Genomic DNA, 25,241 nt, shown 5'->3' on the forward strand with positions numbered 1-25,241 from the left:
AAGGTAGGACACACTAGCTATGCATAATTATAATAGTCGAAAATGTTATCCGTTCTTATTTGAGGCGATTTATTATGATTATTGGTGTACCTAAAGAGATTAAAAACCACGAGTACCGTGTTGGTATGGTTCCAGCAAGTGTTCGTGAACTAATTAACCACGGCCACCAGGTTATTGTTGAAACAAATGCAGGTATCGGCATTGGTTTCACTGACGAAGATTATATCCAAGCGGGTGCTGAAATTTTACCGACAGCTGCAGACGTTTTTGCTAAAGCTGAAATGATTGTTAAGGTAAAAGAACCGCAAGCTGTTGAGCGTGCAATGTTACGTGAAGACCAAATCCTGTTCACTTACCTTCACCTAGCACCAGATCTTCCACAAACTGAAGATCTAATTAAGAGCGGCGCAATCTGTATTGCATACGAAACTGTAACTGACTCACGTGGTGGTCTTCCACTTCTAGCACCTATGTCAGAAGTTGCTGGTCGTATGTCTATCCAAGCTGGTGCTCAGGCGCTTGAAAAGTCAAACCTAGGACGCGGCATGCTACTTGGCGGCGTACCTGGTGTTGAGCCAGCTAAAGTTGTTGTTATCGGTGGCGGTATGGTTGGTCGTAACGCTGCTCAAATGGCTGTTGGTATGGGTGCAGACGTTACTATCCTTGACCGTAACATCGACGTACTACGTAGCCTTAACGCACAGTTCGGTAGCCAAGCAAAAGTGATTTACTCAACAGTTGATGCTCTAGAGAAGCACGTTGTTGAAGCTGACCTTGTGATCGGTGGTGTACTAATCCCAGGTGCTGCTGCTCCTAAGCTAGTAACTGAAGCACACATCAAAGCGATGAAGCCTGGTGCTGCAATCGTTGACGTTGCAATCGACCAAGGTGGTTGTATCGCTACTTCTAAAGCGACTACACATGCAGAGCCAACTTACATCGTTGATGACGTTGTTCACTACTGTGTTGCTAACATGCCAGGTGCTGTTCCTCGTACTTCTACGTTTGCACTTAACAACGCAACTCTGCCGTACATCATCAAGCTTGCGAACTTAGGCTACAAAGAAGCGCTTCTTTCTGATGAGCACTTCCTAAATGGTCTTAACGTTCTTAAGGGCCAAGTGACTTGTAAAGAAGTCGCCGAAGGTTTCAATATGGAATTTTTTGAGCCACGTTCAGCTGTTGAAAACGCATAATCGCGAACAGTATTGAATATTTAAAAGGCCTGCTTTTTGCGGGCCTTTTTGATTTTAAATCAATTGTTCCCTTCCATACCCTTTTCTATTTTTCTCGTTTTTACAATTCTTGGCTATTCTTATCAATGTAAGATAATGCAGTGAGCGAGAAGTTATGGCCATATCTTTAACCCAACAAGAAAAACAGATCCTCAGGTCTATATCCATCCCGCCAAGACCCGAAGCGCTTGTTCAGTTTTCACAAGAAACAAAATCTCCTGAACCAAACATCAACAAAATAACACAAATTTTACAAAGCGACGTTGCCATCAGCGCAGCAATACTTCAAGTCGTCAACTCAGCGGCTTTTCGCCGCAGCAAAGAAATTGAATCACTTGAACAAGCCATTATGATCCTTGGCCTAAAGCGTTTAATACCACTAGTTAAAGCGGTTGCAGTTAAAGCAACCGTTGAAACACCGCCCGCTTTAGATAACTTTTGGCAAGATCAAAGTGATATTGCTCAGCTTTGTTCTACGCTGTGCCTCAAATTGAACAAACCTGGCCTATCTAACCACGCATACATGCTTGGATTATTCCATACAGTTGGGATCCCTCTATTATGTGTACATTTTGACGATTACACAGAGGTAATAGACGTTGCGAAAACCGATGGCTGGAGCAAAGCCACTGAGTTTGAATTTGGTAAATACAGTACTAGCCACGCAACCATAGGCGCACTCCTTGCGCAGCAATGGAAGCTCCCAAAACCCATGATCAACGTCATCTACTATCAACATGATGCCAATGGCATATTTAGCTCAGGCGAATTAGATGGTATCGCACTAGAGTTACTTTCTATTTTGAAACTCGCTCGCCATGGTAATTTCTTATTTAAAAACACAACAACTATAGAAAACGACCATGAATGGCAAGCCATCAGTGATGAAGTATTAGATTTTATCAATATATCTGAAGAAGAGTTGGACGAATTATATAGTGCTTTAGAGTCAACTTAGCATACTATATTTTGAAGTTTTGCTGCTAAATTGTAAATAAAACCATTAAACTACCGGAAATCATTGCAACTATTCGCTTATGATTTACCTTTAATAATAAGCTCACATCTGGGAGACGTTCTGTGAAGTTTAAATATAAAGTAGTCGCCGTTTCTGCTAGCGTTTTAGTACTTGCCTTATTCTTATTGTCAGTCAAGCAATACTTCCTACTTAAAGAAAACTTAGAACAACAAGTCACGCATAGTATGGAAGAAGTTATCCAGGGGATCAGCAATACTGTCACTGCACAAATGCAAGGAGCAATGAACCTCGCAGCTCTTGCTACCGGGTTAGTTTCACAAGTAGATGACCTCGAAAGTGCCAGGCCGATGATCTCTCAGCCAAAACTCACTTCTGAGTTTTTACTTATAGGGTATGGCATAGAAAGTACTGGGCAATATGTGGCGAGTGATCCAAACTGGAATCCAGGGTCAACTTGGGACCCAAGGGTAAGACCTTGGTATAAAGACGCAAAAGCCGCTAAAAACTTGGTTGTTACTGATCCTTATGCTGACGCCGTGAGTGGTGAAATTGTTGTTTCAATTGGTGCGCCCGTTTTCAAAGGCAGTCAGTTCCACGGTGCCATTTTTTATGATGTAAGCCTAGCTAAGCTTGGCAATATGATTAACTCTTTTAATCTCTTTGATGCTGGTTTCTCATTTATGGTGAGTTCAAATGGAAGTACTATATCTCACCCAGATGTAGCGCTAAATGGACAACCTGCACGTAACTTTTTAGGTAATACAGTTGTTAGGGAGTCCTCTCAGGAAATTGAGATTGACGGTGTCACCTATCTTGTCATGTTTAAAGCTGTTGAAGGATATGATTGGTATGTCGGTGTTGCACTTGAAAAACAAAAAGTGTTTTCCGCGATGGAAACTCTGACTTACAACGCAACGATCGTCTCTATCATCGCCGTTATTGCAAGCTTTCTAGCCTTATCTTACGTCATTAATATTTTATTAAAGCCACTAGAAGCTATTAACACTGCAATGTCTAATATCGCCAGAGGTAACGCCGACCTCACGGTTCGATTGCAAGCTTCAAGTGAGCCCGAATTTTCTGATTTAGCTGAGAACTTCAATTTATTTACCTCTAGACTGCAAAACATCATTGCCGAAATCCAAACTTTAGGACACGAAGTACTCGACGATGCAAAGCAAACATCTGCTGGTGCTAACCATGCAACTCAAGCAATACAAAGACAGCTTGAAGCGCTGAATGAACTGGTCAACTCTACTGCTAATATGTCCAATACGGAGCAACAAGTTGCAAGTACTGCACAACTTGCTGCTGACGCAATTAAAACTACAGATGGTTTGGCAAAAGATGGTGAGAGCATTGTAGTGCAATCAACTAGCTCCATCAGTGAGCTTTCATCGCAAATTGAACGTGCTGTAGAGGTGGTCAATGAACTAGAAGTATCTTCGTCTGGTATTGAGCAAATTCTCTCCGTAATTAACGGTATTGCGGAGCAAACCAACCTGCTGGCACTCAATGCGGCTATTGAGGCTGCAAGAGCTGGTGAGTCTGGTAGAGGTTTCGCAGTGGTGGCAGATGAAGTGAGAACATTAGCCCAGCGTACTCAAGAAGCCACAACAGAAATTAAATCGATGATCGATCAACTTCAATCTGGCGCCGAAAATGCCGTAGGTGTTATGAAGCAAAGCCAAACTATTGTTGAGAAAACGGTTGTCAAAGCAGAAGAGACAAAGGATGCCTTGCACGCAATACGAGAGTCAATTAACAACATTGTTGAGCTAAATGTAAATATTGCCGGCATGCTGGAAGAACAAAAAACAGTGGTGGAAGCGGTCGATCACAACGCCTCTGAAATACGTAACCTCTCTAATACCGTTGTTGATGAAGCAAAAGTAGTGGATCACACCATGAAGTCTCAAGTTGATAAAATCGCAAAACAAGAGGACATGTTGGAGCAATTTAAAGTATAAATTAGTTAACATCTTGATTTAAATGGCGAGAGTAGCGAGAATAAAGAGATAGCTACTCTCGCCACATAAACATCGGCATACATACATGCAAACGAATTTAAAAGAAAACTTTGAACAATATTTTCAGATAGACGAAGCAAACCAAATCAATCTATTCCCTGTTGATGAAAACATGGTGCCTAAAAACCAAGCCCAACTTGAAGCGGCAATTCCTCCACTATTTAGGCTGGCCAACGAAATTAATGAACTAGATTTAAACGCACTGAGACCTCTACGGAACCTTGGCGACGTTGCATCTGATTTGGCGGCTTACTTACAAGCTCAATCACGAAAAATAGACCTCATCATGAGCCATATTCTGGCCAATGAGCAACCAGAGGATGAAACCAGCTATTGTGACAGCTATGGCGGTGGTGGGATAAAAGTCACAGCAGACGAGCAGTTTCAAATCGGACAAAACTTTAGAACCAAAATATTTTTGCAATATGAAGCCAGTGCCATTTTTTGCTATAGCCAAGTGATTGAGATTTCAAAACAAGATGATGATGCGCTTCAATATACCCTCGCTTTCACTCAAATTAGAGACACAGATCAAGAGCTATTAGTTCGAGCCAGCTTACATGCACAAACAAGGCAATTAAAAAAACGTCAATCAGACACCGAAAGTGATCAAAATAGCTGACACAGCGCCGTGCAATGATACACTTAGCCCCTAGCAATTAAAAATCTATTATCGTCATGAGTTTTACGTTATTACCTGAATGGTCACCGCAAGATGCGGTGATGGTCACATGGCCGCACAAAAATACTGACTGGGCTGATATTCTTGAGCAAGTTGAGCCTGTATATATCGCCCTATGTCAGCAAATATCACAAGTTCAAAAATTGGTTATCGTTGCCCACGACGAAGCGCTTAAAAACCATATTACCACCCTACTGATTGATGCCTGCGTAGATATGCAACAAATCGTATTTGTTGATGCGCCTTGCAACGATACTTGGGCACGTGATCATGGTCCACTGACAACAGCGGATACAAGCGGTGAACTCAGCATTAAAGACTTCATCTTTAACGGCTGGGGAAACAAATACGAAAGCGATTTAGACACCCAGATCAATGCCGCTTTGTGTCATCAAATTGCAGACAAACGTAACCAAGTTCAACAAGTCAACTTGGTTTTAGAAGGTGGCGGTATCGAGATTAACGAGCACAAAGTTTTGTTAACCACATCAGAGTGCTTACTGAATCCAAATCGAAACCCACACCTGAACAAGCAACAAGTTGAAGCTGAGCTTACTAAAGCACTTGGCGCAACATCATTTTTGTGGGTTGACCATGGCTACCTTGCCGGTGACGACACGGACAGCCACATTGATACGTTAGTCAGATTTGCACCAAATAATACCCTTGTGTATGTGCAATGTGACGATGAACAAGACGAACATTATCAGGCACTCAATGCGATGGAGTCTCAACTCAAAAAGTTTGTCACTCCTTCAGGTGAACCATATAACTTAGTACCTTTGCCGTGGCCAAGTGCTAAATACAATGATGAGAATGAACGTTTACCTGCAACCTATGCGAATTATCTGATCATTAACGATACTGTGTTGCTCCCTATTTATGGGGATGAAAAAGACGCACTCGCACTGACTCAACTGCAAAAGGCACATCCTGAAAGAACCATTATTGGCATTGATTGCCTACCAATTATTCATCAATTTGGCAGCTTGCACTGTATCACAATGCAACTACCTCAAGGCTTTTTAAGTAGGAACCCAAATGAGCAACAATAATTTGAAAGTCGCGTTAATCCAACACGCTAATAGCGACAACCTAGAAAGTAACTTTGAAAAGTCCATTTCAGGCATTAAAAATGCGGCAGCACAAGGTGCAAAATTGGTTGTATTACAAGAGCTTCACCGTAGCCTATATTTCTGTCAAACTGAAGACACGGATTTATTCGACTTAGCTGAAACCATACCGGGACCAAGTACGGACGCATTTTGTGCACTTGCGAAAGAACTCAACGTTGTTATTGTTGCCTCGCTTTTTGAAAAACGAGCGACGGGCTTATATCACAATACCGCAGTGGTCATTGAGTCGGATGGCACCATTGCCGGAAAGTATCGTAAGATGCATATCCCTGACGATCCGGGCTTCTATGAAAAATTTTACTTTACCCCGGGTGATTTAGGTTTTGAACCAATCCAAACGTCAGTGGGCAAACTAGGCGTGTTAGTTTGTTGGGATCAATGGTTCCCTGAAGGCGCAAGATTAATGGCCATGGCAGGTGCTGAGTTGCTTATCTACCCAACGGCGATTGGCTGGGACCCGCGTGATGATAAAGATGAACAGATTCGTCAACGTGATGCATGGATGATTGCACAGCGCGCACATGCTGTTTCTAATGGCGTGCCTGTTATCAGTGTTAACCGAGTTGGCCACGAATCTGATCCAAGTGCGCAAAGCGAAGGTATCTTGTTCTGGGGCAATTCTTTTGTCGCCGGTCCTCAGGGTGAACTGCTTGTTCATGGTACTGAAGATCAAGAAGAAGTGCTTGTCGTCGATATTGATCAAGACCGCAGTGAGTCGGTTCGCCGTATTTGGCCATATTTACGTGATAGACGTATAGATCATTATCAAGACCTATGTAAAATATACAGAGATTAAGTAGTTAGGAGTTAAGAATGGCATTAGTGCAGTGGAATGAGCTACCTTGGGTAAAGTCAGCAAAGGATAAGATCCATTGGGGTCAATTACTCGGTAGTAGTTTGGCAATTACTATCAGCGAGGGAGTAAAAAACAATCAACCCCTTGTCGTGTTAGTCACGCCAGACACCCCCAGTGCACTTCGCTTAGAAACGGAGCTTGGTTACTTACTTGGTGAAGACAATGTCATGGTTTTTCCAGATTGGGAAACCCTCCCCTATGACCACTTTTCACCGCACCAAGATATTATTTCTCAGCGTTTAGCCAGCCTTAATGCGCTACGCACAAAGCAACAGGGCGTGCTACTCATCCCAGTTGCAACATTAATGCTCAGAACCGCACCGCCTGAATTTATCTATGGCAATGCACTGCAATTTAAAGTGGGTGATACGTTAGATGCGCAGGGTCTTAAAGAAACCCTTACTCAAGCGGGTTATCGTAACGTACAGCAAGTGATGGAGCATGGTGAATTCGCTGTGCGTGGCTCTATCATCGACCTTTACCCAATGGGTAGCCAGCATCCTTACCGTTTAGATTTTTTTGATGATGAGCTAGATAGTATCCGTCTTTTTGACATTGAGACGCAGCGTTCAAGTGAAACGATAAAGTCAATTGACTTATTGCCCGCACACGAATTCCCAACCAACGACAGTGACATTGAACGATTTCGCATTCAATATCGCGAAACTTTTGGAGCAAGCTCTGAGCAAGACTCCATCTACATGCAAGTAACACGTGGCAACTGGCCAGCAGGTATCGAATACTACTTGCCATTATTTTATGACAAGCTGGCTACCATTTTTGATTATTTACCAAACGATGCCATCTTCATGCATCTAGGTGACATCGAACACGCTGCCAGCGACTTTTGGTCAGATGTCAGCAAACGATACGAGAACCGTCGGGTTGATCCATTACGACCATTACTAGAACCAAAAGAACTCTACCTTAATGTCGAGTCGCTTTTTGAGGCGTTTTCACATTACCCAAGAATTCGATTAAGCCAAGCATCACTTGGTACCAAAGCGGGTCACTCGAACGTAAATGCAGCGCTTATTGATGATGTACGTATTGACCACAAGCAGGCAGATCCGTATTCAGCCATTGTGAGTTACATCACAGAACAAAAACAGCAAAAAGGTAAAGTACTTTTCAGTGTTGAGTCAGACGGTCGTCGTGAATCATTATTAACGCTTTTAAAGCCAACAGGCCTGAAACTAAAAGAATTCGAGTCCTTTGAGGCATTCACTAAGAGTCGTACTGACGTTGGTTTAGTTGTCAGCCCACTTGAAGCGTCTGTTTTTCTTGATGGTTCTAAGCCTCTCTCGCTGATTACCGAGCAAGAGTTACTTGGGATAAAGGTCTCCCAGCGCAGACGCCGCAAGCACAAATACGAACAGGGACAAGATGCCCTTATTCGTAATCTAGCAGAGCTAAAAGAAGGTCAGCCTATTGTGCATTTAGACCATGGTGTTGGTCGCTACCTTGGTTTACAAACCATTGATGCAGCGGGTGTTGCCACAGAATTTGTAACCATTATCTATTCCGGCGATGCCAAGCTCTACGTACCTGTTTCGTCTTTACATATGCTGAGTCGCTACTCTGGTGGTGAAGAAGCCTCTGCCCCGCTCCATAAATTGGGGTCAGATGTTTGGGAAAAAGCCAAACGTAAAGCGGCTGAAAAAGTACGAGATGTCGCAGCAGAGCTGTTGGATATTTACGCTAAACGACAAAGTAAACCTGGGCATCAGTTCAATCTCGATGGCGGAGCATACAGAGACTTCAGTAACAGCTTTCCATTTGAAGAAACAGACGATCAGCGCAACGCCATTGAGGCTGTAATAGGCGACATGCAAACCAATCAAGCAATGGATAGACTAGTTTGTGGTGATGTCGGCTTTGGTAAAACTGAAGTCGCCATGCGCGCCGCCTTTGTTGCCATAAACGACAATAAACAAGTTGCCGTGCTAGTACCAACAACGCTCCTTGCACAACAGCACTTTGAAAACTTCAAAGACCGCTTTGCCGATCTGCCAATCGAAGTCGGTGTATTGTCTCGCTTTAACAGCACAAAAGAACAAAAACAAACACTCACTGCACTAGAAGACGGCAAAATAGATATCGTTATTGGCACGCACAAGCTCATTCAAGAAAACATTAAGTTTAAAGACTTAGGGTTATTGATTGTCGATGAAGAGCACCGATTCGGTGTGCGTCAAAAAGAAAAGATTAAAAAGCTACGTGCAGACGTAGACATCTTAACGCTGACTGCAACACCAATCCCTAGAACGCTTAATATGGCGATGAGCGGTATGCGTGACTTATCTATTATCGCAACGCCACCCGCTAAGCGTCTTGCAGTTAAAACCTTTGTGCGTGAGCGTAATGATGAGCTTATTCGTGAAGCAATTTTACGTGAGATCAAACGCGGTGGTCAGGTTTACTTCCTGCACAACAACGTTGAGACCATCGAAAAAACCGCAGCGGATATCTCAGCGCTTGTACCAGAAGCCAATATCGCTGTTGCACATGGTCAAATGCGCGAACGCGAGCTCGAGCATTTGATGAGTGACTTTTACCATCAAAAGCACAACGTGTTGGTATGTACCACCATCATAGAAACAGGTATAGATATTCCAACCGCGAATACCATCATTATGGACCGTGCTGACAAACTTGGCTTAGCACAGCTACACCAGCTTCGTGGCCGAGTTGGTCGTAGCCATCACCAAGCATATGCATATTTACTAACTCGAAATAGCCAAAGCTTGACCAAAGATGCGGTAAAACGACTGCAAGCGATCGAATCTCTTGAAGACTTAGGCGCTGGTTTTGCACTTGCAACGCATGATTTAGAGATCCGTGGTGCGGGTGAGCTTCTTGGTGACGACCAAAGCGGTCAAATCCAAACTGTTGGTTTTACCTTATACATGGAAATGCTAGAGCAAGCCGTCCAAGCGCTCAAAGATGGGAAAGAGCCAACGCTTGAGAACTTATTACAGCAACAAAGCGAAGTTGACTTGAAACTACCAGCTCTACTGCCTGATGATTACATCCATGATGTGAATACTCGCCTGAGCATGTACAAGCGCATTGCTACTATGTCTTCTGAAAATGAACTAGACGAGTTAAAGGTTGAGCTAATAGACCGTTTTGGCTTATTACCAGATGCTGCTAAGAATATTTTCGAAATTCAGCTATTAAAATGTAAAGCACAACAAATAGGCGTTCAAAAGATTGAAGCGAATCCAAAAGGTGGCTATTTTGAATTTAGTAATAACACCAGTGTTAACCCAACGTTCATCATTGGGCTGATACAAAGCAACCCTGCCATATATCGTATGGAAGGTGCGAGCAAACTACGCTTTAATATAGAAGAAAAAAATGGCCAAGAGCGTTTGAAGCTCATTAACGCCATGATGGATGACTTTCAGAAAAAGGCTGTTGCATGAAGCAATCGATAGTTAAATGGGGACTTTTAGCGGCGCTCAGTACATCAGCTATGCCTGCCTTTGCAGTGCGTTGGTTTGAAGTTGAGTTAATCGCTTTTGCTCAAAAAGATGTATCTCAAATAAGAGAAGATTTCTCTGTTGAAATGACCCCTTTACCCACTGAAAAGCGTTTAGATTTGCTTACTCAAGGATATAATAATGTCGGACATCAATCCTGCTTGTCTGGCGACCCCAACTATGACCCGCGTAGCGTAACCGAAAGGTTCACCAGAGCACAGAGCTCTTGGTATTGTGATGACGATATTAATTATGTTGAGCGGTACGACATACTACCGGTAGTGCCGATGAGTGAACCACTTGAGCATATGCAATCAATGTATTTGCTAGCGCCTGAGCAACTCAAGTTCGAATCAATTCGTAAAAAACTCGAGCGAAAAGGACATACGGCCATCTTACATACTGGCTGGCGCTTTCCCGACCAAAGTAAAAAGCGTGCACCGAATGTCGTGGTTTATGGTGGTAAAAAATACTCTGAACCTGCTAGCTATATCTATAATCAAACTCATGACGATAACTTTATAAGCTTGCTTGAAAGAGAAACAAAACCGACTATTAAATCTGGTGGTGATACATTATGGGAGCTAGACGGCACCATGAAAATTCATATTCGTCACTACCTTTATGTAACAAGTAACTTTGATTATCGCTATACGTCCGATGAGGGTGAGCTGGAGTCAGCAAGAATGTCACAGTTTACCAGGGTGTATAGTGGTGATATCCATTATTTGGACCACCCTAAAATGGGCATCATTTTCCAGATAAGAAAATATAAACACTAACAGGATAAATAGCATGAAAAAACTTTTAGCAATGATCGCTTTAATCTCACTGACAGCTTGCTCAAAGGTAAGTATTGAAAATTATGAAAAAATATCCGTTGGTATGGAAAAAACCGAACTTGAGCAAGTTCTGGGCTCAGCAGATTCATGTGAAGAAAAAACACTTCATACTAATTGCGTTTGGGGTGATGAGTCTAAAAACATCACAGTTACGTTAGTCTCTGATCGCGTTACACTATTTAGCAAAAAAGGCTTATAAAGTACGACTTTTAGAATCAGGCTGGTAAATGCATAAGCGATATAGCTTATGCTTTTGCTCAAAACCCAAATGTTTTAGCAACCGAGTACTTCTAACATTTTCAGGCGCTACCTTTGCGTTGATATGCTGTATCAGTGCTTTAGGTAAAATGCGCTCCAATGCGTTAATCACATAATCAGCAGCTTCTCGCATATACCCCTTACCCCACATGTCTGGAGATAGTTCGTAACCAATTGATACCTCTGAGGAGCTTTCTTTATAATCAAATAAACCTATGGAACCTATTACGTGGCCCTCTTTTACCAGCATCAAGCGTACACCAACCCCTTGATAGAATTGCTCTAAATCACCTTGAATCATCTCTTTGATATCTTGCAAAGATACATGGCTACCATAATCATTGTAGTGACTCACTTTTGGGTCATTTAAAATCTGCAGCAATGCATTGCAATCACGATATGTGACCACTCGCAGGGTAAGTCGCGAAGTTTGAAGTTCCATCTGGGTATTTAGTCGATTTTTTCTTATTTTGGTATAAACTACTCCATCTTATTTTAAAGTCCAGTGAAGATAAAAATATGACAGAAAAAAATGCTGAATTTACGGTGATCCCGCCCACGACCAAAGTGTTATGTCCTGAAAAAGGTAAAGGTTGGACCTTAACTGGGATCACGGGTCTTGACGAGCACACATCAGTCATGTTCCAAGGTGTGCGGTATACACTTCCTGCGAAATTAATTGTCGAAGAACTACTCCCTAACTATCTGGAATCACAGAAAAACAATTAATCACACCCTAATTTCAATCCATTAGTTGTATTTTATTGTTGCAATTTTGTTCATATGGGAGGATGATATAATGAGATTGCAAAGATAATAATGGATGCGTCTGTCTCGAAGGAATAAGAATGCACATCATACAGTGGATGTAGATGTGTGATTACTTTGTGTTGTGTTAGCTTGCTTAGGATAAACTGAACAGAGTTTGTTACCATGCTAAAAACATCACTGACCATTTTAACCCTCGCAACCGCGTCATTACCCTCCCTCGGTGTTGCCAATACCTGCCAAGGTGAACTTTTTGGCATCAATGCTGGACGTGGCGATGTGGGGATTTTATTTGGCTTAAATGAGCAGAATAATAGTGCATATGCACAAACCCTTGCCGAATTTAGCGCTTCCGCTTTGGCTTATGATAGTAAAGATAAGCGCATGTACTACATTTCGGCACCCAGACCCATTGAATATAAAGTAGACATCAGCGGTTTAACAGGTTTGACCGAAGAGCAAAAGGCGCACTTACCTATCGAAGGCCAGCGGTTTAAGTATTTGCGTCTCGCTTACTATGATTTTAATACCAACTCACACACCGTAGTTGACAGAACTACGCAAGTTTTGAGTATGGTTTTTGACCCTGACAATAACGCTTTACTTGGTACTGATTTTAAAAAGCTTTATCAGATCAATAAAGAGACTGGCGCTGCTACTGAATTAGGCACTCTGGGTTCGTTAAAAGGTAAATTCAGAGGCGACTTGGTTATTCAAGACGGTAACCTTTATTTGATTACCAGCCGCTCTGTATATCAAATTGACAGAACTACATTTGAAGTCAATAAACTTGCAAATCATTCGCTGACAGCTGCAACAGGTGCCACGCTTAACCAAGCTGGAGAAGTCGTTGTTAGCCGCACATTAATTAACGACTACGGACACGTCAACAGGTCAAAATTATATAAGATGAACCCACAATCGGGTAACACGTGTCTACTTGCAACAGTACCAGTGCGTTTAAATGATTTGGCAACAAATACAGACAATGAAGTTGCTTGTTATACTACACCAACTTGCGAAACCGATCCCATTCCTTCTTTTACCTTAGAAGCAGTTAAAGACTCCGCTTTTGAAGGTACTCAGCTTGAATATCAAATCACATTGAGTGATGACTACTATCAAGATGTGACTATTGATTTAAGTATTACACATGGTACCACCAGTGCTGCGGATGTCAGCTTAAGCGAAAGCAGTATTACCATAGCAAGTGGCGAGACAGTAGGTAGCGTGCTCATCAACACCACTGATGATCAAGATTATGAAGGTGATGAGACATTTACACTTGAAGCAACAGCGGATCAAAATGTCACAGGAACAGCCTCTTTACCAGGTACTGTGCTTGAGAATGACCCTCAGTGTATACCAGATGAATATACCCGCATCAATTATCAATTTGTCAGTGAAAGCGCAGGATATAATAATGATTGGGGCGTCAAAGTGAACGGCAGCTATGTCAAGTTGCTTGACGAGTATGGCGGTTCAGGAAGCTATGATGTACTTGTCGGCAGCAGCTACAACTATGTTCTGGCAATAAACGGTAATAGCAACCAGTTGACCACCAATTACACAGTATATGGCGACAAACAGTACTGGGAAGATCAAAACGACAATGATTACAACGATTTCGTCGTGAGAGTTTGGACTACGCCAATTCAAAAAGGATGTGATTAAGTAAAACTAATCTAACCTTGTTTGCGATTTGCTGCTTAACTGGCCTTAACAGCAAATCGCTTTTTTACACCAAGCAGTTCCCTATTCCCAAAACATATAATGTGTTTGCTTCTCGACCCTATTAGTTGATGTTTGCACGTCATAAGTATACTTATATAAAGATTCAAATTTTACTGTTTCGCGTAAAATGCCTTTTTGATATTTATATTTGATTTGCTCGTCGGGCGTCAGTGGTGAATACATCGCGCCGATGTAAGCTTTGTGTTTATGTGTCTTTGTATTTTTAAGATAAGTATTGAATTGTTTTTGTGTTTGATTTTCAATTGCAACAGATTTCACACTGGGTATGTCTATCTTATCACTAAAGTCCGAAAATACAGGTGTTGCCAATACGTTAGTTGCGACTAGGCCTCCTAACATTACATACTTGAAATCAGATATAGCCATATTTTCTCCTTTTTTATCCTCCTTTTACTTTAACCATAAAAAGAACCACAAGGCCAGCCTGAAAACGACTCATTATCGAGTCCACATTTATGTGTACTTTGATGAAATCAAAATAAATCAAATATAATCAACAGGTTAATAATTTTCGAAATAAAAAAGGTCTTCTTAAACCAGTTCGGACGCTTCCTAATCACACACTCGATAAAGTGGCTCCAGTGCTTAGCAACAAGCACCAAACAATTCATCAAGCTATCTACACACTAGAAACAAGCAAGATGAGAGCAATATTAAATTGGAGCAATTAATATGAATACATTTAAAAAACTAGCCATTGTAACTGGGCTAACCTGCATATCTATTTCAGCAAGCGCCCATCATTTGAACGCAGATCAACGCGCTAAACTATCGAGCATCTTAGGCTGTATGTCTCAATCTAATGACACTATCCACATCCATGGCTGCAACCTACAGATTACTAATGGACTTGGTGAAACACAGTCTAACAACGGTACAGGTAACCTAATTATCGGCTACAACGATATCAGCTCAGAACCACCTACCTCTGCATCCGGCTCGCATAATCTAGTCATTGGCCATGGGCACACTTATACCCGTTCAGGTTCTTTGATTGCAGGCACCAAAAATACCGTGCATGCGCCTTCTAGTTTCGTTACAGGATCTAGTAGCTTAGTCGAGGGCGCCAACGCAGACAGAGGCACTATTGCTGGCGGATTAGGCAATACAAACAGAGCGTTTTTAAGCGGGATCTTAGGGGGTAATAACAACACTATTTCAGATGAGTTTTCTCATGCCATGGTTATCCTTGGCGGTCAAAGTAATGACCTCGACGGCCAATACAGCACAATTGCTGGTGGTGTAAATAACAAAGTCGTTAAAGCACTACAAGTCAACATTCTTGGCGGCCAAAACAATACAGCCACCGTTCAGCAAACAGTTATCGCTGGGGGTCGTAACAACACAGCTGCGCGAGAAGCTGCCACTATTTTAGGTGGACAAAACAATACAGCCAAAGGATTCCGTTCAACTATCGCTGGTGGTGCAGACAGACAAACAACCGAAGACCACGAGTTCCGAGCAGGTACTTTTAACTCACAAGACCCATATAGAGCGAACGCTTTAAACGAACAAAACTAATTAAGATAAAAATTAAAGGATAACAAACATGAAACTATTATCTAAATTTGCCGTTGTTGCACTTTCAGCCGCCTCTTTAAACGCGCAGGCAACAGCACTCACTGAACAAGAACAAACTGCTTTAATAGATATTCTTACTTGCTTAGAACGTGTTGACAACACGCTAGTTGTGCGAGGATGTGACGTTCAAGTCGTTAATGGCTCTCAAGATAATGAGGCTAAAAATGGTAAAGGCAATGTCATTGTTGGATACAACAAACAAGCAACGGCTTCTCAACAGACAACCTCAGGTTCACATAACTTAGTGATTGGGGATGGGCACCAATTCTCTTCAATTGGTAGCATCATAGCGGGTGACAGTAATTCAGCTTTTGCAAACTCCACTTCCGTAGCTGGTGTAAATAATCGTGTTTCAGGGTTTAACAGCGTTATATGGGGCGGTGAGTCAAATACAGCTGAAGCGGCATTCTCTGTGATTTTAGGTGGGCAGCAAAATAACACCCTGCCATTTCACAACTTCGCTTTAATTGCAGGAGGTAAAGGCAATACAGCTAAAAACTTTTTCGCTTCAATTTATGGCGGTGAAAACAACGTTGCAAAAGGCCAAAGCTCGATGATTTTAGGAGGTCAGAACAACTTCACTGGTGGTCCACTTTCAAGTATTACCGGAGGTCGTAGCAATGAAGCCAACGGTGAACTTAGTGCCGTATTAGGTGGTGAATTCAATCGTGCGAATGGATTTACCTCCAGTATCGGTGGTGGTCTTAGCCGGACTATCGGCGGTAAAGATGACTATCAAGCTGGCTACTTTTTCTCTGATAAATAACCTAAAACACACTATTTTGGAGTAACAACATGTTGAATTTAAAAAAATCATTTACCCTAGTAAGCCTTGCACTTATCAGCTCTACCTCATTTGCAAGTTCACACGACCATGGTAACGACCCAATAAACAGTGACCATGCATTACGTGCGATCTTACAGTGCATGACTAAAGTTGAAAACACGCTGGTGATCAATGGCTGTAACCTACATATCGCAAATGGTACAGGTTATACGCACGAAAAAAACAATGCCAGCGCAGCCAATGGTGTTGGAAATTTAATTTTAGGATACAACACACTTAAGTACGGTAGCCAAACACCTGAACTTGACCGCAGAGGCTCACATAATGTCATCTTAGGTGATGGCCATAGCTATCAATCGACAGGCACATTAATTACTGGTCGAAACAACACTGTGACTGGTCAATCGGCAGTGATTGCCGGTTCTGGCAACCAAATCAGTGGCTATGGCTCGGCCATTATGTCAGGTAGCAATCACACTGTGGCAGCGAACCATGCCAGTATTTTTGGTGGCACTAACAACACAATATACGCAGATGCAACTTGGGCAAGCATTTCTGGTGGTGAAACTAACCGAGTTTACGCTCAACTTGCGAGTGTTGTCGGCGGACGTCACAATTCAGCCTTTGGTATCGCCTCTTCTATCAGTGGCGGTCAATTTAACCAGACAACAGTCAGCGCGCCATATGCTGTGGTTGTGGGTGGTAGTGACAATAAATCAGGCAGTCCAGCTGCTGTTGTACTTGGTGGGCGCTTCAACGAAGCAAATGGAGAAGCATCTACCGTTGCAGGTGGCTTCAAACGCTCAACAACCGGTATACATGACTATCGAGCCGGTAGTAACTTTTTCTCTAATCAGTAGTAACAATCATCTCCCATCATTCTTCGGTTAAAGCCATCAACATGATGGCTTTTTTAGAATGAACGTATTATTCGACCAATAAATGAGAGAGAGATTTAGCGGAGCGTTGTGTGTCATCATGAAATAAACCACAGGCTTCTTTTCTGAATTGGCTTGGAGTTAAACCAGTATAAGATTTAAATAACTTATTAAATGTGGATTTGCTATTAAAGCCAGCATCAAAAGCCACTGCAAGCACTTTATGCTGTGTTTTACACAATAAAAGCTTCGCTTCGTCAACACGATAGCGATTCACAAAGTCATAAAAGTTCATATTTAAATGCGTATTTAATGTACAAGATACTTCAGCGGACGTCGAGTTAATATGTTTGGCAAGTTCTGAAATACTTAATTGGGGATTTAAAAACAACTTATCACTATGCATTGAACTGTTAAGTTGTCGAATAATGTGCTCATAAGACTTGCATTGACTTTTATGTAATTGAGGACTAACGCCAAGCTGAGATACATTCCCTTGTACATAAAGCGGCTTAATTTGATTAAAATAAGACAAATAAAATAACCAAAAGCTCATAGGGACATAGCTAGCCAACGCAATAAGTTTACTCACAGGCACAGAAAAAATATCATTTACAGACAAAAGAAAAAGAACTAAGCACCAGCATATAAGCTGGAATCTAGCCATAACAACAAGCCAAGTATAATTGTCATATTGTTGGTTGGTCACTTCAATTCTAAGTGTTGGCTGATGCTGATTTAAGTAATAAACGATATAAATCGCATATGACAAGGCGCAGACAACGCCAAAGCAAAACTCCCAAGTCATGCTGAACAAGTAACTTGCACAAATAGGAAGCGTATGGAATACATCCTCAAAAGACACCTTTTTCGCTTCTACATGAAAACGAACATAAAAATAGAACACCAGTCCATAAAAAGCATCAAATGATATAAAACTGGTATACGTCATCATGTCCGTCATAACAAAAGCAACTTGGGTTAACTCTGTAACAAACAGCAAGATCCAAATGCTTATTAGGCTACAAGCGAACGTTTTAGTTTTTGATAAAAAGAGTAGCAGGCAGACAATACACCCTAAAACTAAGCTCAAAATATAGAAATTTCTAATCACATCAGTTACTAGCTCAAACATACTTATTTTCCTTATTTTCATTTGCGCTAAGATGCAGACCGTATACCCCACGAAAATGTTACAAAAATAATTACAAGTTTAAAAAAATGTATTTTACACGCTGCTCTTCAACGTTAGTATTAAACATGTCAGGTACAACCATTGCTTTTGCGGTATTGCTGCTCATACTTATTAATCAAAGCTTCATTCAATCTGACCACAAGTTAAAAACGATGAAAAAATTCTCTGTGCTCTTAGTCGAAGACAACCAGGTTTACGCTAGCCTAGTGCAATTGCTAGGTGGAGATAGAGCGGAGTTTACTTGGTGTAACAACCTAGAAGCTGCAAATAAAGCTTTGGATAGCCAGCAGTTTGATATTTATCTTTTGGACCTTTATTTACCAGATGGTGATAGTATTGAGTTTTGTCGCCGTATTAACACCCCCAAAAAAGAAGATACGATCACCGTTTTTTTAAGTGGCGAAACTGATTTAGAGTGGCGACTACGGGCATTTGAAGCTGGGGCAGAAAATTACATACAAAAAGACATTGGCAAAGAAGTGTTAAAAATTAAGTTAGACAGTTTATTAGATTATCAAGCAAAACGATTACTCGCTCTGAAACACGCAAAAAAAGACTCACAAATACAAACAGACAGAACCTTTAGAACCCAACTTGATCATAACGCACTTATTCACTTTTATCGCCAGTGTTTAAACCTAAACGACATAAACAAATTTTCTGCTTACCTATCATCATTAATGCAAAGCTGGGAACTTGATTACATTGCCCGATTAAAACTGACTGATGGTACCGAGTATCATTTTAAAAACAATGATGAAGCGATATGTGATATGGAACTCGAACTCTTCAATGATTTAGAGGTCAACAGTGCTAACGTGCAATCTTTTGGGCAATCTACCTTTTTTAAATATCATCAGGCTGAGTTGATTGTCAAAAACATGCCAACTGACAGTTATAACAAAGGATCATTAATTGATATTTTTCACTACGTTGTTGAAGCAATTGATATTAGGCTTAATGAAATTGCAAAACTGCAGCATATGGATTCAATAGTTCAAGAAATAAAAGAACACATAAACGAGCGACAAGACGACAAAAGTCTCGCTCTAGTTAATGAATTAGTTGATGACTTAGCAGCTATTACATCGGAAAAAGATTTAAGTGATGACAATGATGATATGGTGTTCTTCTAAAGCAACTAAAAATACCGAGTGCTATTATACTCTTAGCTTCAAATAAATAACTAACCTCCAGGTGCACTGAACTTGACAAGCATCTCAGATACTTAGTTTAACAAACTAACACCAACTTAAAGTTATTCTGGAGTCTCTCTTACTTATTTTAACCGTCGACAATAATAAAAAGCCCATTTAAAAACTCTAAACTTCTGGCTTAATTAGAAAAATTAAATATAAAAGTTGGGTTACATCAATTTTTGTGAAAAATGTTCGATTATACATTCGGGTATTCTGGAAAAGAATGCCCGAATGATAATGGTAAGAGCTTTACTTTAAATCAATTGAGCTCACACGATATGCGCCATTTGCAATACTTTCATGCTCTGAGCCCACCCATACCAAAGTTTTACTTACCATTGCTGTAATAGCAATTGAAAGAGCTGCTTTGTCTATATCACTAGCTGAACCGATCCAGAACAATTTGCAGTCAGTGCTACTGTTTTCAGAACAGACGTTTAATGTAACAAAGTTATACTTATTATCTGTTTTAATGTTCTTAATGTACCCTTGCTTTGATTGGTACGCATTTGCACTGTTTGCAAAAAGTGTAAAGCTTAAAGTTAAAAATAAAATAGCTGACTTAATCATTATAAATCCATAGAATTAAACACAATTAAAATATAATTCATTTCACAATCATTGTAAAGAAGTAAAAATTAAAGTTTAATTAAACAAAACCCAACTCGATTAACAATAAACCATCTAGAAAACCACCTAAAAACCAGAGTAAAATCAAAAAAACCCATAAAAATATTTTACCTATATAATAAAAGAAAAAAATTTTATATTTCACAAACCTCTATTACATTTAAAAAACCCAATTTAATTCCGGTTATGTTACTTGATATTTATCTCGCCTATAGATTCATACAAATTTAATAAAACAACTAGTTTTATTAAGCAGCCTTGATATGACTCGACACCGTTATTGAGAACAGTTATCATTACACCAATTTACATCAAAATCTTGATGCCTATAGCTCACTGGAAATAACTCAATGACTCAAAAGCCTCTTGCAATACGCTTTCTTATTTTTATATCTCTGTTGACTATGCAGGGATGTGTACTTAGTGGTAACAACGCAATTAACACACCAGCTTCTATGATGATGCACGAATACGCCCTATATGATGCGGGCGTTAAACGTTTGATAGGTATTGAACAACTCGCAATCAATTTAAAGCATACGGATGTCATTTTTGTTGGTGAATATCATACTCATAGCGCTTCTCATCGACTTCAAGCCGAATTGTTACCATTGATGTTCCAACAAAATAATAATTTGCAACTAAGCTTCGAGCAATTTTCGAGAGATAAACAATCAACTCTAACCCAATATATAAATAATGAAATTGGCGAACAAACACTAATAAAACAAGCTGATGCTTGGGACAACTATCAAAGTGACTATCGTCCTTTAGTGGAATTCGCACGTGAGAACAACTTAAAAGCTATAGCAGCAAATACCCCTCTGAGCGTTGTCAGGTGCATTGCCCGTAAAGGACCTGACTATATTGAGAATTTCAAAGAGCCTCAGAAGAAATGGATAGCAAAGGATATCAAATCAAGTTCAACCGCATATCAAGAAAAGTTTATGGCTGCAATGAGCCATCACCGTGCCAAGACGGCCAGTTCAGGACCTGTTAAGCTAAGTAATAGCTTTTTCGCTCAGCTAGCGCGCGACAATACCATGGCAGAATCAATATACACCGCGCTCAAACAATCTAAAAACAGTCAAGTAATTCACTTTAATGGCGCTTTTCACAGTAATTATCACTTAGGCACAGTAGATGCGCTTAAACGACTCGATCCTAATCTTAAAATAGCGGTTATCAGCCCACAGTTTTACGACAACGTGATTGATTGGTCAGTCGGAGATTATGTTTATACTATAAAACAACTACCTACACGATATATTAAAAAAGAAAATATGAATAACGCTATCAAAGCAATGATGGAAAAGCGTAAAACGACCCATTGTGAGTTATAATAAAAATGTTGAAGGTTTATAATTAACAATCGATTGCAATTTATTTTTACAACTTTTTAAGATAAGGCCAATGTGAGTCAATAAATAGTACATTGGCCTGTGTGCTTTTTGAGCTACTGTAGTTTTTCGATGCTATTCAGCCGCGTTTTAATTAGATTAAAATCTAAAATCAATTGAAGACAATTAAAATGTGTCATATTGATTCTCATCACGAAGAACTAAGCGTAAGCAATACCACAACAAAATAATAAAACCCTCCCACCGCTTATCTTACCTAAAAAAACACTTTAATCCGATAACACTTACTAGAGAACTTTAAAAAATAACTAAAACTATACTTATAACTTTATGGCACCCTATTTTACAATTTTCTGGCTCCCGGGCCATTGCTTCATTTACCTTTAAAAAAGAAAGAACATATTTTTAATATAAAAATAAGCACTTAACCAACTTCTATTTCAAACCTACTATACGCCAGTATTAATAAATACTAAAACAGATTTGTAGTGCACCTGAACTCAATTTATTGCTTAAGCTATATCATTCATCAAAACAGTCGCCCTCTATAGGTCGTGCATGGCTTAGGCACCTAACAAATTGACCTGTTTTTAATGAAGTAAAACTCTGGGTTAATCCTAAGGTTCTTATGACAAGAAACCTTATATTGCTATTATTACTATGCCCTTATACACTGAACCTATCTTGGAGCTAGCAGCATGTTTTTATGCGCGTCTCAACCTTTGGAGTTGAAAAACCAAGTCGAGCCAAAATTAGAAAAGGGACCACTTCATGGCTTATGACTATGCTATGTCTCGTTATTGAGAGCAAGCCTTATTGCGAGAATTAACTTGATACAAAACGAATACCTAAACACGGTATACTAAAAAATATAAGTAACATGATAAAAATCATGGTGAAAAAGATTAAATTATGACTGTAATCATAGTCTTCCAATGTCATAAAGGTAACTGCTTTGAACTGAGTCATGTTACCAGCACATATCTTGAAGCAATGATGTCATTAAAAAACTTAAATGGGCAATACCTAACCAAAGAATAAATGAGAAGTGAAAAGTGGACCCTTTAGAAAAACTTACCGAAAAAAATAAAAAATACGAAAGCATAAAACGCAAAGAACGAATAGAAGTTATAAAACATCTACCGCTCACAGTGCTTTTTATTATTATCTATTTATCAATCTATGTATATCTGAGTGTTGATAGCTTCAAACCTAACACAGATAGTCTATTAGGAATGTCTAAACAAGTATGGCTGTTTTCAATGATAATAAGTGGTGGCTTCTGCATGATATTTTTTGTGGGTAGTTTAGCATCATTAATTTCGGCCTGCATTCTATGCAAACATATTAAATTCAAACACATATCACTTCAGGCAGCGTTGATTCCGCTACTTTCTATTGCCTTAAGTTTGGCTTTTTTTATGCTAGGTCACTATCTCGACCAAGTGATCAATAATCACTCATCATCAATTGCAAAGCTTTTGAGTTTTGGTTATGAAGCCACACCGTTTTTGATCACTTTGCCTGTAAATATGCTTATCGCTGGGACCACTATAGTTTTGTTTAAAACGTTAATATCCGTAGCATCTATACCACTTGATGCCAAAAAGCATGTAGCAAAAATGATTGGCACACAATAAATATTCGGCAACTAATTTACACCATCTCACAATAAACATTTACTTTGAGTGGCCTAAAGCAAAATATAGACCACTTAATGCGTATTATACTCTAAGCAACACTAGTGGCATGTTGCTCAAGCCACAAACCAATATCTTGTTTACGACTATCTGTCGCTTCGTTTGTACCAGCCGCAACAAGGTCAGTTAATAGCACTTTCCCAAGGCTATCTCTATATTGGGCCTCTGCACGAGCAAAAGCAGAAGCAATGTGACATGGCCCTGCACACTCTTTTTCCGAAGCGCCACAAGGCCCATTCTGCCTTACTTCTGTGCAACGAAAGCTGGGAGCAGTCCCTTCAACTGACGCCGTAATATCCCAAAGTGAAATCAAGTCTGCACTTTTAGCCAAACGATATCCCCCTTTTGCACCTCGGTGAGTCAGTACAATACCTGATCGGCTAAGCGCTTGTAACTGTTTAGCTAAATATGGTGCTGGCACTCCTAAAAACTCTGCAAGTGATTCTTTTGACAATGCACGTTTAGGTGGCAATAGCGCCAAAATGGCGCAGGCGTGAGCTACCCACTCTACCCCTTTTCCAATCTTCATTAAAGCTCCTATTTACTTACAATTTTAATTCAGATATATTTTATCCGAATTAAAATTACTGGGTACATAGTGACATTTTTCATCACTTTGCCCCAGCAATAGCTGATGCTGCCCCGTCAAAGTGAGCATCACCCTTATAAATTATCCACAATTCTGGTCATTGTATTTCAGTAAATTTATCGAGTCGAACCATTTACTCCGATACAAACCAGAATGTCTAAGGAACATCATGATCTTAATGATAATTGTATCGAGTGTTATATCAATCATCGCACTGCTATCAATGATATTTGGCGAAGCGGTCCAAGATTTATCGGAACGCCTTCCTGGCCACGGCGAAAGTATCATTTCGCTGGCAATCATACTGAGCTCACTCTTTACCGCTTGTTTTATCAATCACCGCTCACCAAAAATTAGAGTTTTTGGCACCTTGCTCGCTTCTACCGGTTGCTTAGCTGTGGCATGCTGGTTTTTCTTATTTATTATCAACACAGGTTTTCTTACCAACCCAAAACCCTATGATACGCCACTAGATGCTTTCAAACCGACGCTTTTATGGTTCCAATCCATAGTAGCTCTTGCGGTTGGGATAGGCTTACTTTGTATCGCCTACAAACAGAGCCGCTCATGTACACCTTTACCTTTAAACAATACAAATGACGACACCAAATATGGACTAGTTGCAAGAGTACTGCATTGGACAACAGCCTTTTTATTTATTTTAATGATACCTCTGGGCATTTTCGCCACCATAATCCCTGAAGGAACGCCCTATCGTATTGAGTATTACGTCGTACACAAAACCATAGGGGCATTAATTTTTATACTGGTCATTGTTCGACTTGCGTGGAAGCTCTACAGCCACCAGCCAAAACCAACATCAGGGCTAAGCGCCTTTGAGCGTTTACTTTCAAAAGCTGTGCATACTGTGCTGTATTTTTTATTGCTTGCTATACCTGTATCTGGATTCATCATGACCAGTTATTTTGGGGCCCCAACCTACCTATTTGGTTGGGAAGTACAACCATTTTGGCAGCCAAGTGAACATGGTGTAGTTATTTGGGGGGTGGTGCATAAATACTTATTACCGTATTTAATCTACCTAGTGCTGGGTGCACATATTTTAGGTGCATTAAAACATTATTTATTTGATAAACAAGACAAGGTACTCGTCAAAATCCTCGGATAATCAATCGAGTAATAAAATCACTATTAACGAAAGCTGAGATAACTAGAGCCCTATGATCCCAGTATTGGGGGCTCTGTCATTTTCCTCATTGAGAACAACGGCCATAAAACCACCTGATTTACCCCTATATAACTTACTGATTAATTTAATATTAAACTGGCAT

At 40.3% G+C, this 25,241-nt stretch carries 24 protein-coding genes; 19 read left to right on the forward strand and 5 right to left on the reverse strand.

What is annotated here, in order from left to right; translation table 11 throughout:
* Positions 1-74 precede the first annotated feature (74 nt).
* From ald to S4054249_RS11120, 9 genes are all read left to right on the forward strand, one after another.
* Complete coding sequence (ald, locus tag S4054249_RS11080; protein ID WP_046355554.1) at positions 75-1,196, forward strand: alanine dehydrogenase; 1,122 nt, start codon at positions 75-77, stop codon at positions 1,194-1,196.
* Between the two features lie 154 nt (positions 1,197-1,350).
* Positions 1,351-2,193, forward strand: a complete 843-nt coding sequence (locus S4054249_RS11085) for an HDOD domain-containing protein (protein WP_046355555.1) — start codon at positions 1,351-1,353, stop codon at positions 2,191-2,193.
* 122 nt (positions 2,194-2,315) lie between these two features.
* The gene (locus S4054249_RS11090; protein WP_046355556.1) at positions 2,316-4,184 is read left to right on the forward strand and encodes a methyl-accepting chemotaxis protein; all 1,869 of its coding nucleotides are present in this window, start codon (positions 2,316-2,318) and stop codon (positions 4,182-4,184) included.
* A gap of 85 nt (positions 4,185-4,269) precedes the next feature.
* The gene (locus tag S4054249_RS11095; RefSeq protein ID WP_046355557.1) at positions 4,270-4,866 is read left to right on the forward strand and encodes a PilZ domain-containing protein; all 597 of its coding nucleotides are present in this window, start codon (positions 4,270-4,272) and stop codon (positions 4,864-4,866) included.
* A 56-nt stretch (positions 4,867-4,922) separates the two neighbouring features.
* Entirely contained in the window at positions 4,923-5,981 is a 1,059-nt protein-coding gene (locus tag S4054249_RS11100) for an agmatine deiminase family protein (protein WP_046355558.1), read from the forward strand.
* Positions 5,968-6,858 carry a carbon-nitrogen hydrolase gene (locus S4054249_RS11105; protein WP_046355559.1) on the forward strand — a complete coding sequence of 297 codons (891 nt, stop codon included), beginning with the start codon at positions 5,968-5,970 and terminating at the stop codon, positions 6,856-6,858. The genes S4054249_RS11100 and S4054249_RS11105 overlap by 14 nt, the downstream gene beginning before the upstream one ends.
* A 17-nt stretch (positions 6,859-6,875) precedes the next feature.
* Positions 6,876-10,349, forward strand: coding sequence for a transcription-repair coupling factor (gene mfd, locus S4054249_RS11110; protein WP_046355560.1), 3,474 nt, complete (start codon positions 6,876-6,878; stop codon positions 10,347-10,349).
* Entirely contained in the window at positions 10,346-11,188 is an 843-nt protein-coding gene (locus S4054249_RS11115; protein ID WP_046355561.1) for a CsiV family protein, read from the forward strand. Before mfd ends, S4054249_RS11115 begins: the two co-directional genes overlap by 4 nt.
* Positions 11,189-11,201: 13 nt before the next feature.
* Positions 11,202-11,447: a hypothetical protein gene (locus S4054249_RS11120; protein ID WP_046355562.1), complete on the forward strand. Its 246-nt coding sequence runs from the start codon at positions 11,202-11,204 to the stop codon at positions 11,445-11,447.
* Here the strand turns inward: S4054249_RS11120 and S4054249_RS11125 are convergent.
* Positions 11,442-11,948, reverse strand: coding sequence for a GNAT family N-acetyltransferase (locus S4054249_RS11125; RefSeq protein WP_046355563.1), 507 nt, complete (start codon positions 11,946-11,948; stop codon positions 11,442-11,444). The genes S4054249_RS11120 and S4054249_RS11125 overlap by 6 nt on opposite strands.
* A gap of 77 nt (positions 11,949-12,025) precedes the next feature.
* On the opposite strand from S4054249_RS11125, the gene S4054249_RS11130 reads away from it, so the two are divergent.
* Together S4054249_RS11130 and S4054249_RS11135 are read left to right on the forward strand one after the other, a co-directional pair.
* The gene (locus S4054249_RS11130; protein ID WP_046355564.1) at positions 12,026-12,235 is read left to right on the forward strand and encodes a hypothetical protein; all 210 of its coding nucleotides are present in this window, start codon (positions 12,026-12,028) and stop codon (positions 12,233-12,235) included.
* A 204-nt stretch (positions 12,236-12,439) separates the two neighbouring features.
* Positions 12,440-13,948 carry a hemolysin gene (locus tag S4054249_RS11135; protein ID WP_046355565.1) on the forward strand — a complete coding sequence of 503 codons (1,509 nt, stop codon included), beginning with the start codon at positions 12,440-12,442 and terminating at the stop codon, positions 13,946-13,948.
* 81 nt (positions 13,949-14,029) lie between these two features.
* Here S4054249_RS11135 and S4054249_RS11140 read toward each other — a convergent pair whose 3' ends face one another.
* Entirely contained in the window at positions 14,030-14,395 is a 366-nt protein-coding gene (locus S4054249_RS11140; protein ID WP_046355566.1) for a hypothetical protein, read from the reverse strand.
* A 306-nt stretch (positions 14,396-14,701) separates the two neighbouring features.
* Here S4054249_RS11140 and S4054249_RS11145 point away from each other — a divergent pair, with 306 nt between their 5' ends.
* Genes S4054249_RS11145 through S4054249_RS11155 form a run of 3 tightly spaced genes read left to right on the forward strand, consistent with a single transcriptional unit; the run spans position 14,702 to position 17,257 of the window.
* Positions 14,702-15,550: a hypothetical protein gene (locus S4054249_RS11145; RefSeq protein ID WP_046355567.1), complete on the forward strand. Its 849-nt coding sequence runs from the start codon at positions 14,702-14,704 to the stop codon at positions 15,548-15,550.
* A 28-nt stretch (positions 15,551-15,578) separates the two neighbouring features.
* Complete coding sequence (locus S4054249_RS11150; protein WP_046355568.1) at positions 15,579-16,376, forward strand: hypothetical protein; 798 nt, start codon at positions 15,579-15,581, stop codon at positions 16,374-16,376.
* Positions 16,377-16,405: 29 nt separating this feature from the next.
* Entirely contained in the window at positions 16,406-17,257 is an 852-nt protein-coding gene (locus tag S4054249_RS11155; RefSeq protein WP_046355569.1) for a hypothetical protein, read from the forward strand.
* A 67-nt stretch (positions 17,258-17,324) separates the two neighbouring features.
* On the opposite strand, the gene S4054249_RS11160 is transcribed toward S4054249_RS11155, so the two are convergent.
* Positions 17,325-18,410 carry a helix-turn-helix domain-containing protein gene (locus tag S4054249_RS11160; RefSeq protein ID WP_046355570.1) on the reverse strand — a complete coding sequence of 362 codons (1,086 nt, stop codon included), beginning with the start codon at positions 18,408-18,410 and terminating at the stop codon, positions 17,325-17,327.
* 125 nt (positions 18,411-18,535) lie between these two features.
* On the opposite strand from S4054249_RS11160, the gene S4054249_RS11165 reads away from it, so the two are divergent.
* The gene (locus S4054249_RS11165) at positions 18,536-19,606 is read left to right on the forward strand and encodes a response regulator (protein WP_046355571.1); all 1,071 of its coding nucleotides are present in this window, start codon (positions 18,536-18,538) and stop codon (positions 19,604-19,606) included.
* Between the two features lie 312 nt (positions 19,607-19,918).
* Here the strand turns inward: S4054249_RS11165 and S4054249_RS11170 are convergent, their stop codons facing one another.
* On the reverse strand, positions 19,919-20,239 hold the full coding sequence (locus tag S4054249_RS11170) for a hypothetical protein (protein ID WP_046355572.1): 321 nt from the start codon (positions 20,237-20,239) through the stop codon (positions 19,919-19,921).
* A 410-nt stretch (positions 20,240-20,649) separates the two neighbouring features.
* Here S4054249_RS11170 and S4054249_RS11175 point away from each other — a divergent pair, with 410 nt between their 5' ends.
* The 3 genes from S4054249_RS11175 to S4054249_RS11180 all read left to right on the forward strand — a co-directional run bounded on the left by S4054249_RS11175 (position 20,650) and on the right by S4054249_RS11180 (position 23,300).
* Positions 20,650-21,642 carry a ChaN family lipoprotein gene (locus tag S4054249_RS11175; protein WP_052960929.1) on the forward strand — a complete coding sequence of 331 codons (993 nt, stop codon included), beginning with the start codon at positions 20,650-20,652 and terminating at the stop codon, positions 21,640-21,642.
* Positions 21,643-22,572: 930 nt separating this feature from the next.
* Complete coding sequence (locus S4054249_RS27165) at positions 22,573-22,701, forward strand: hypothetical protein (protein ID WP_256370527.1); 129 nt, start codon at positions 22,573-22,575, stop codon at positions 22,699-22,701.
* A gap of 14 nt (positions 22,702-22,715) precedes the next feature.
* On the forward strand, positions 22,716-23,300 hold the full coding sequence (locus S4054249_RS11180; RefSeq protein WP_046355573.1) for a hypothetical protein: 585 nt from the start codon (positions 22,716-22,718) through the stop codon (positions 23,298-23,300).
* Positions 23,301-23,391: 91 nt separating this feature from the next.
* Here the strand turns inward: S4054249_RS11180 and S4054249_RS11185 are convergent, their stop codons facing one another.
* Positions 23,392-23,889: an Rrf2 family transcriptional regulator gene (locus S4054249_RS11185; protein ID WP_046355574.1), complete on the reverse strand. Its 498-nt coding sequence runs from the start codon at positions 23,887-23,889 to the stop codon at positions 23,392-23,394.
* A 229-nt stretch (positions 23,890-24,118) separates the two neighbouring features.
* Between S4054249_RS11185 and S4054249_RS11190 the strand changes: the two genes are divergently transcribed.
* Positions 24,119-25,078, forward strand: a complete 960-nt coding sequence (locus S4054249_RS11190) for a cytochrome b (protein WP_046355575.1) — start codon at positions 24,119-24,121, stop codon at positions 25,076-25,078.
* Positions 25,079-25,241 lie beyond the last annotated feature (163 nt).

Source organism: Pseudoalteromonas luteoviolacea (assembly GCF_001750165.1).
Taxonomy (GTDB): domain Bacteria; phylum Pseudomonadota; class Gammaproteobacteria; order Enterobacterales; family Alteromonadaceae; genus Pseudoalteromonas; species Pseudoalteromonas luteoviolacea_G.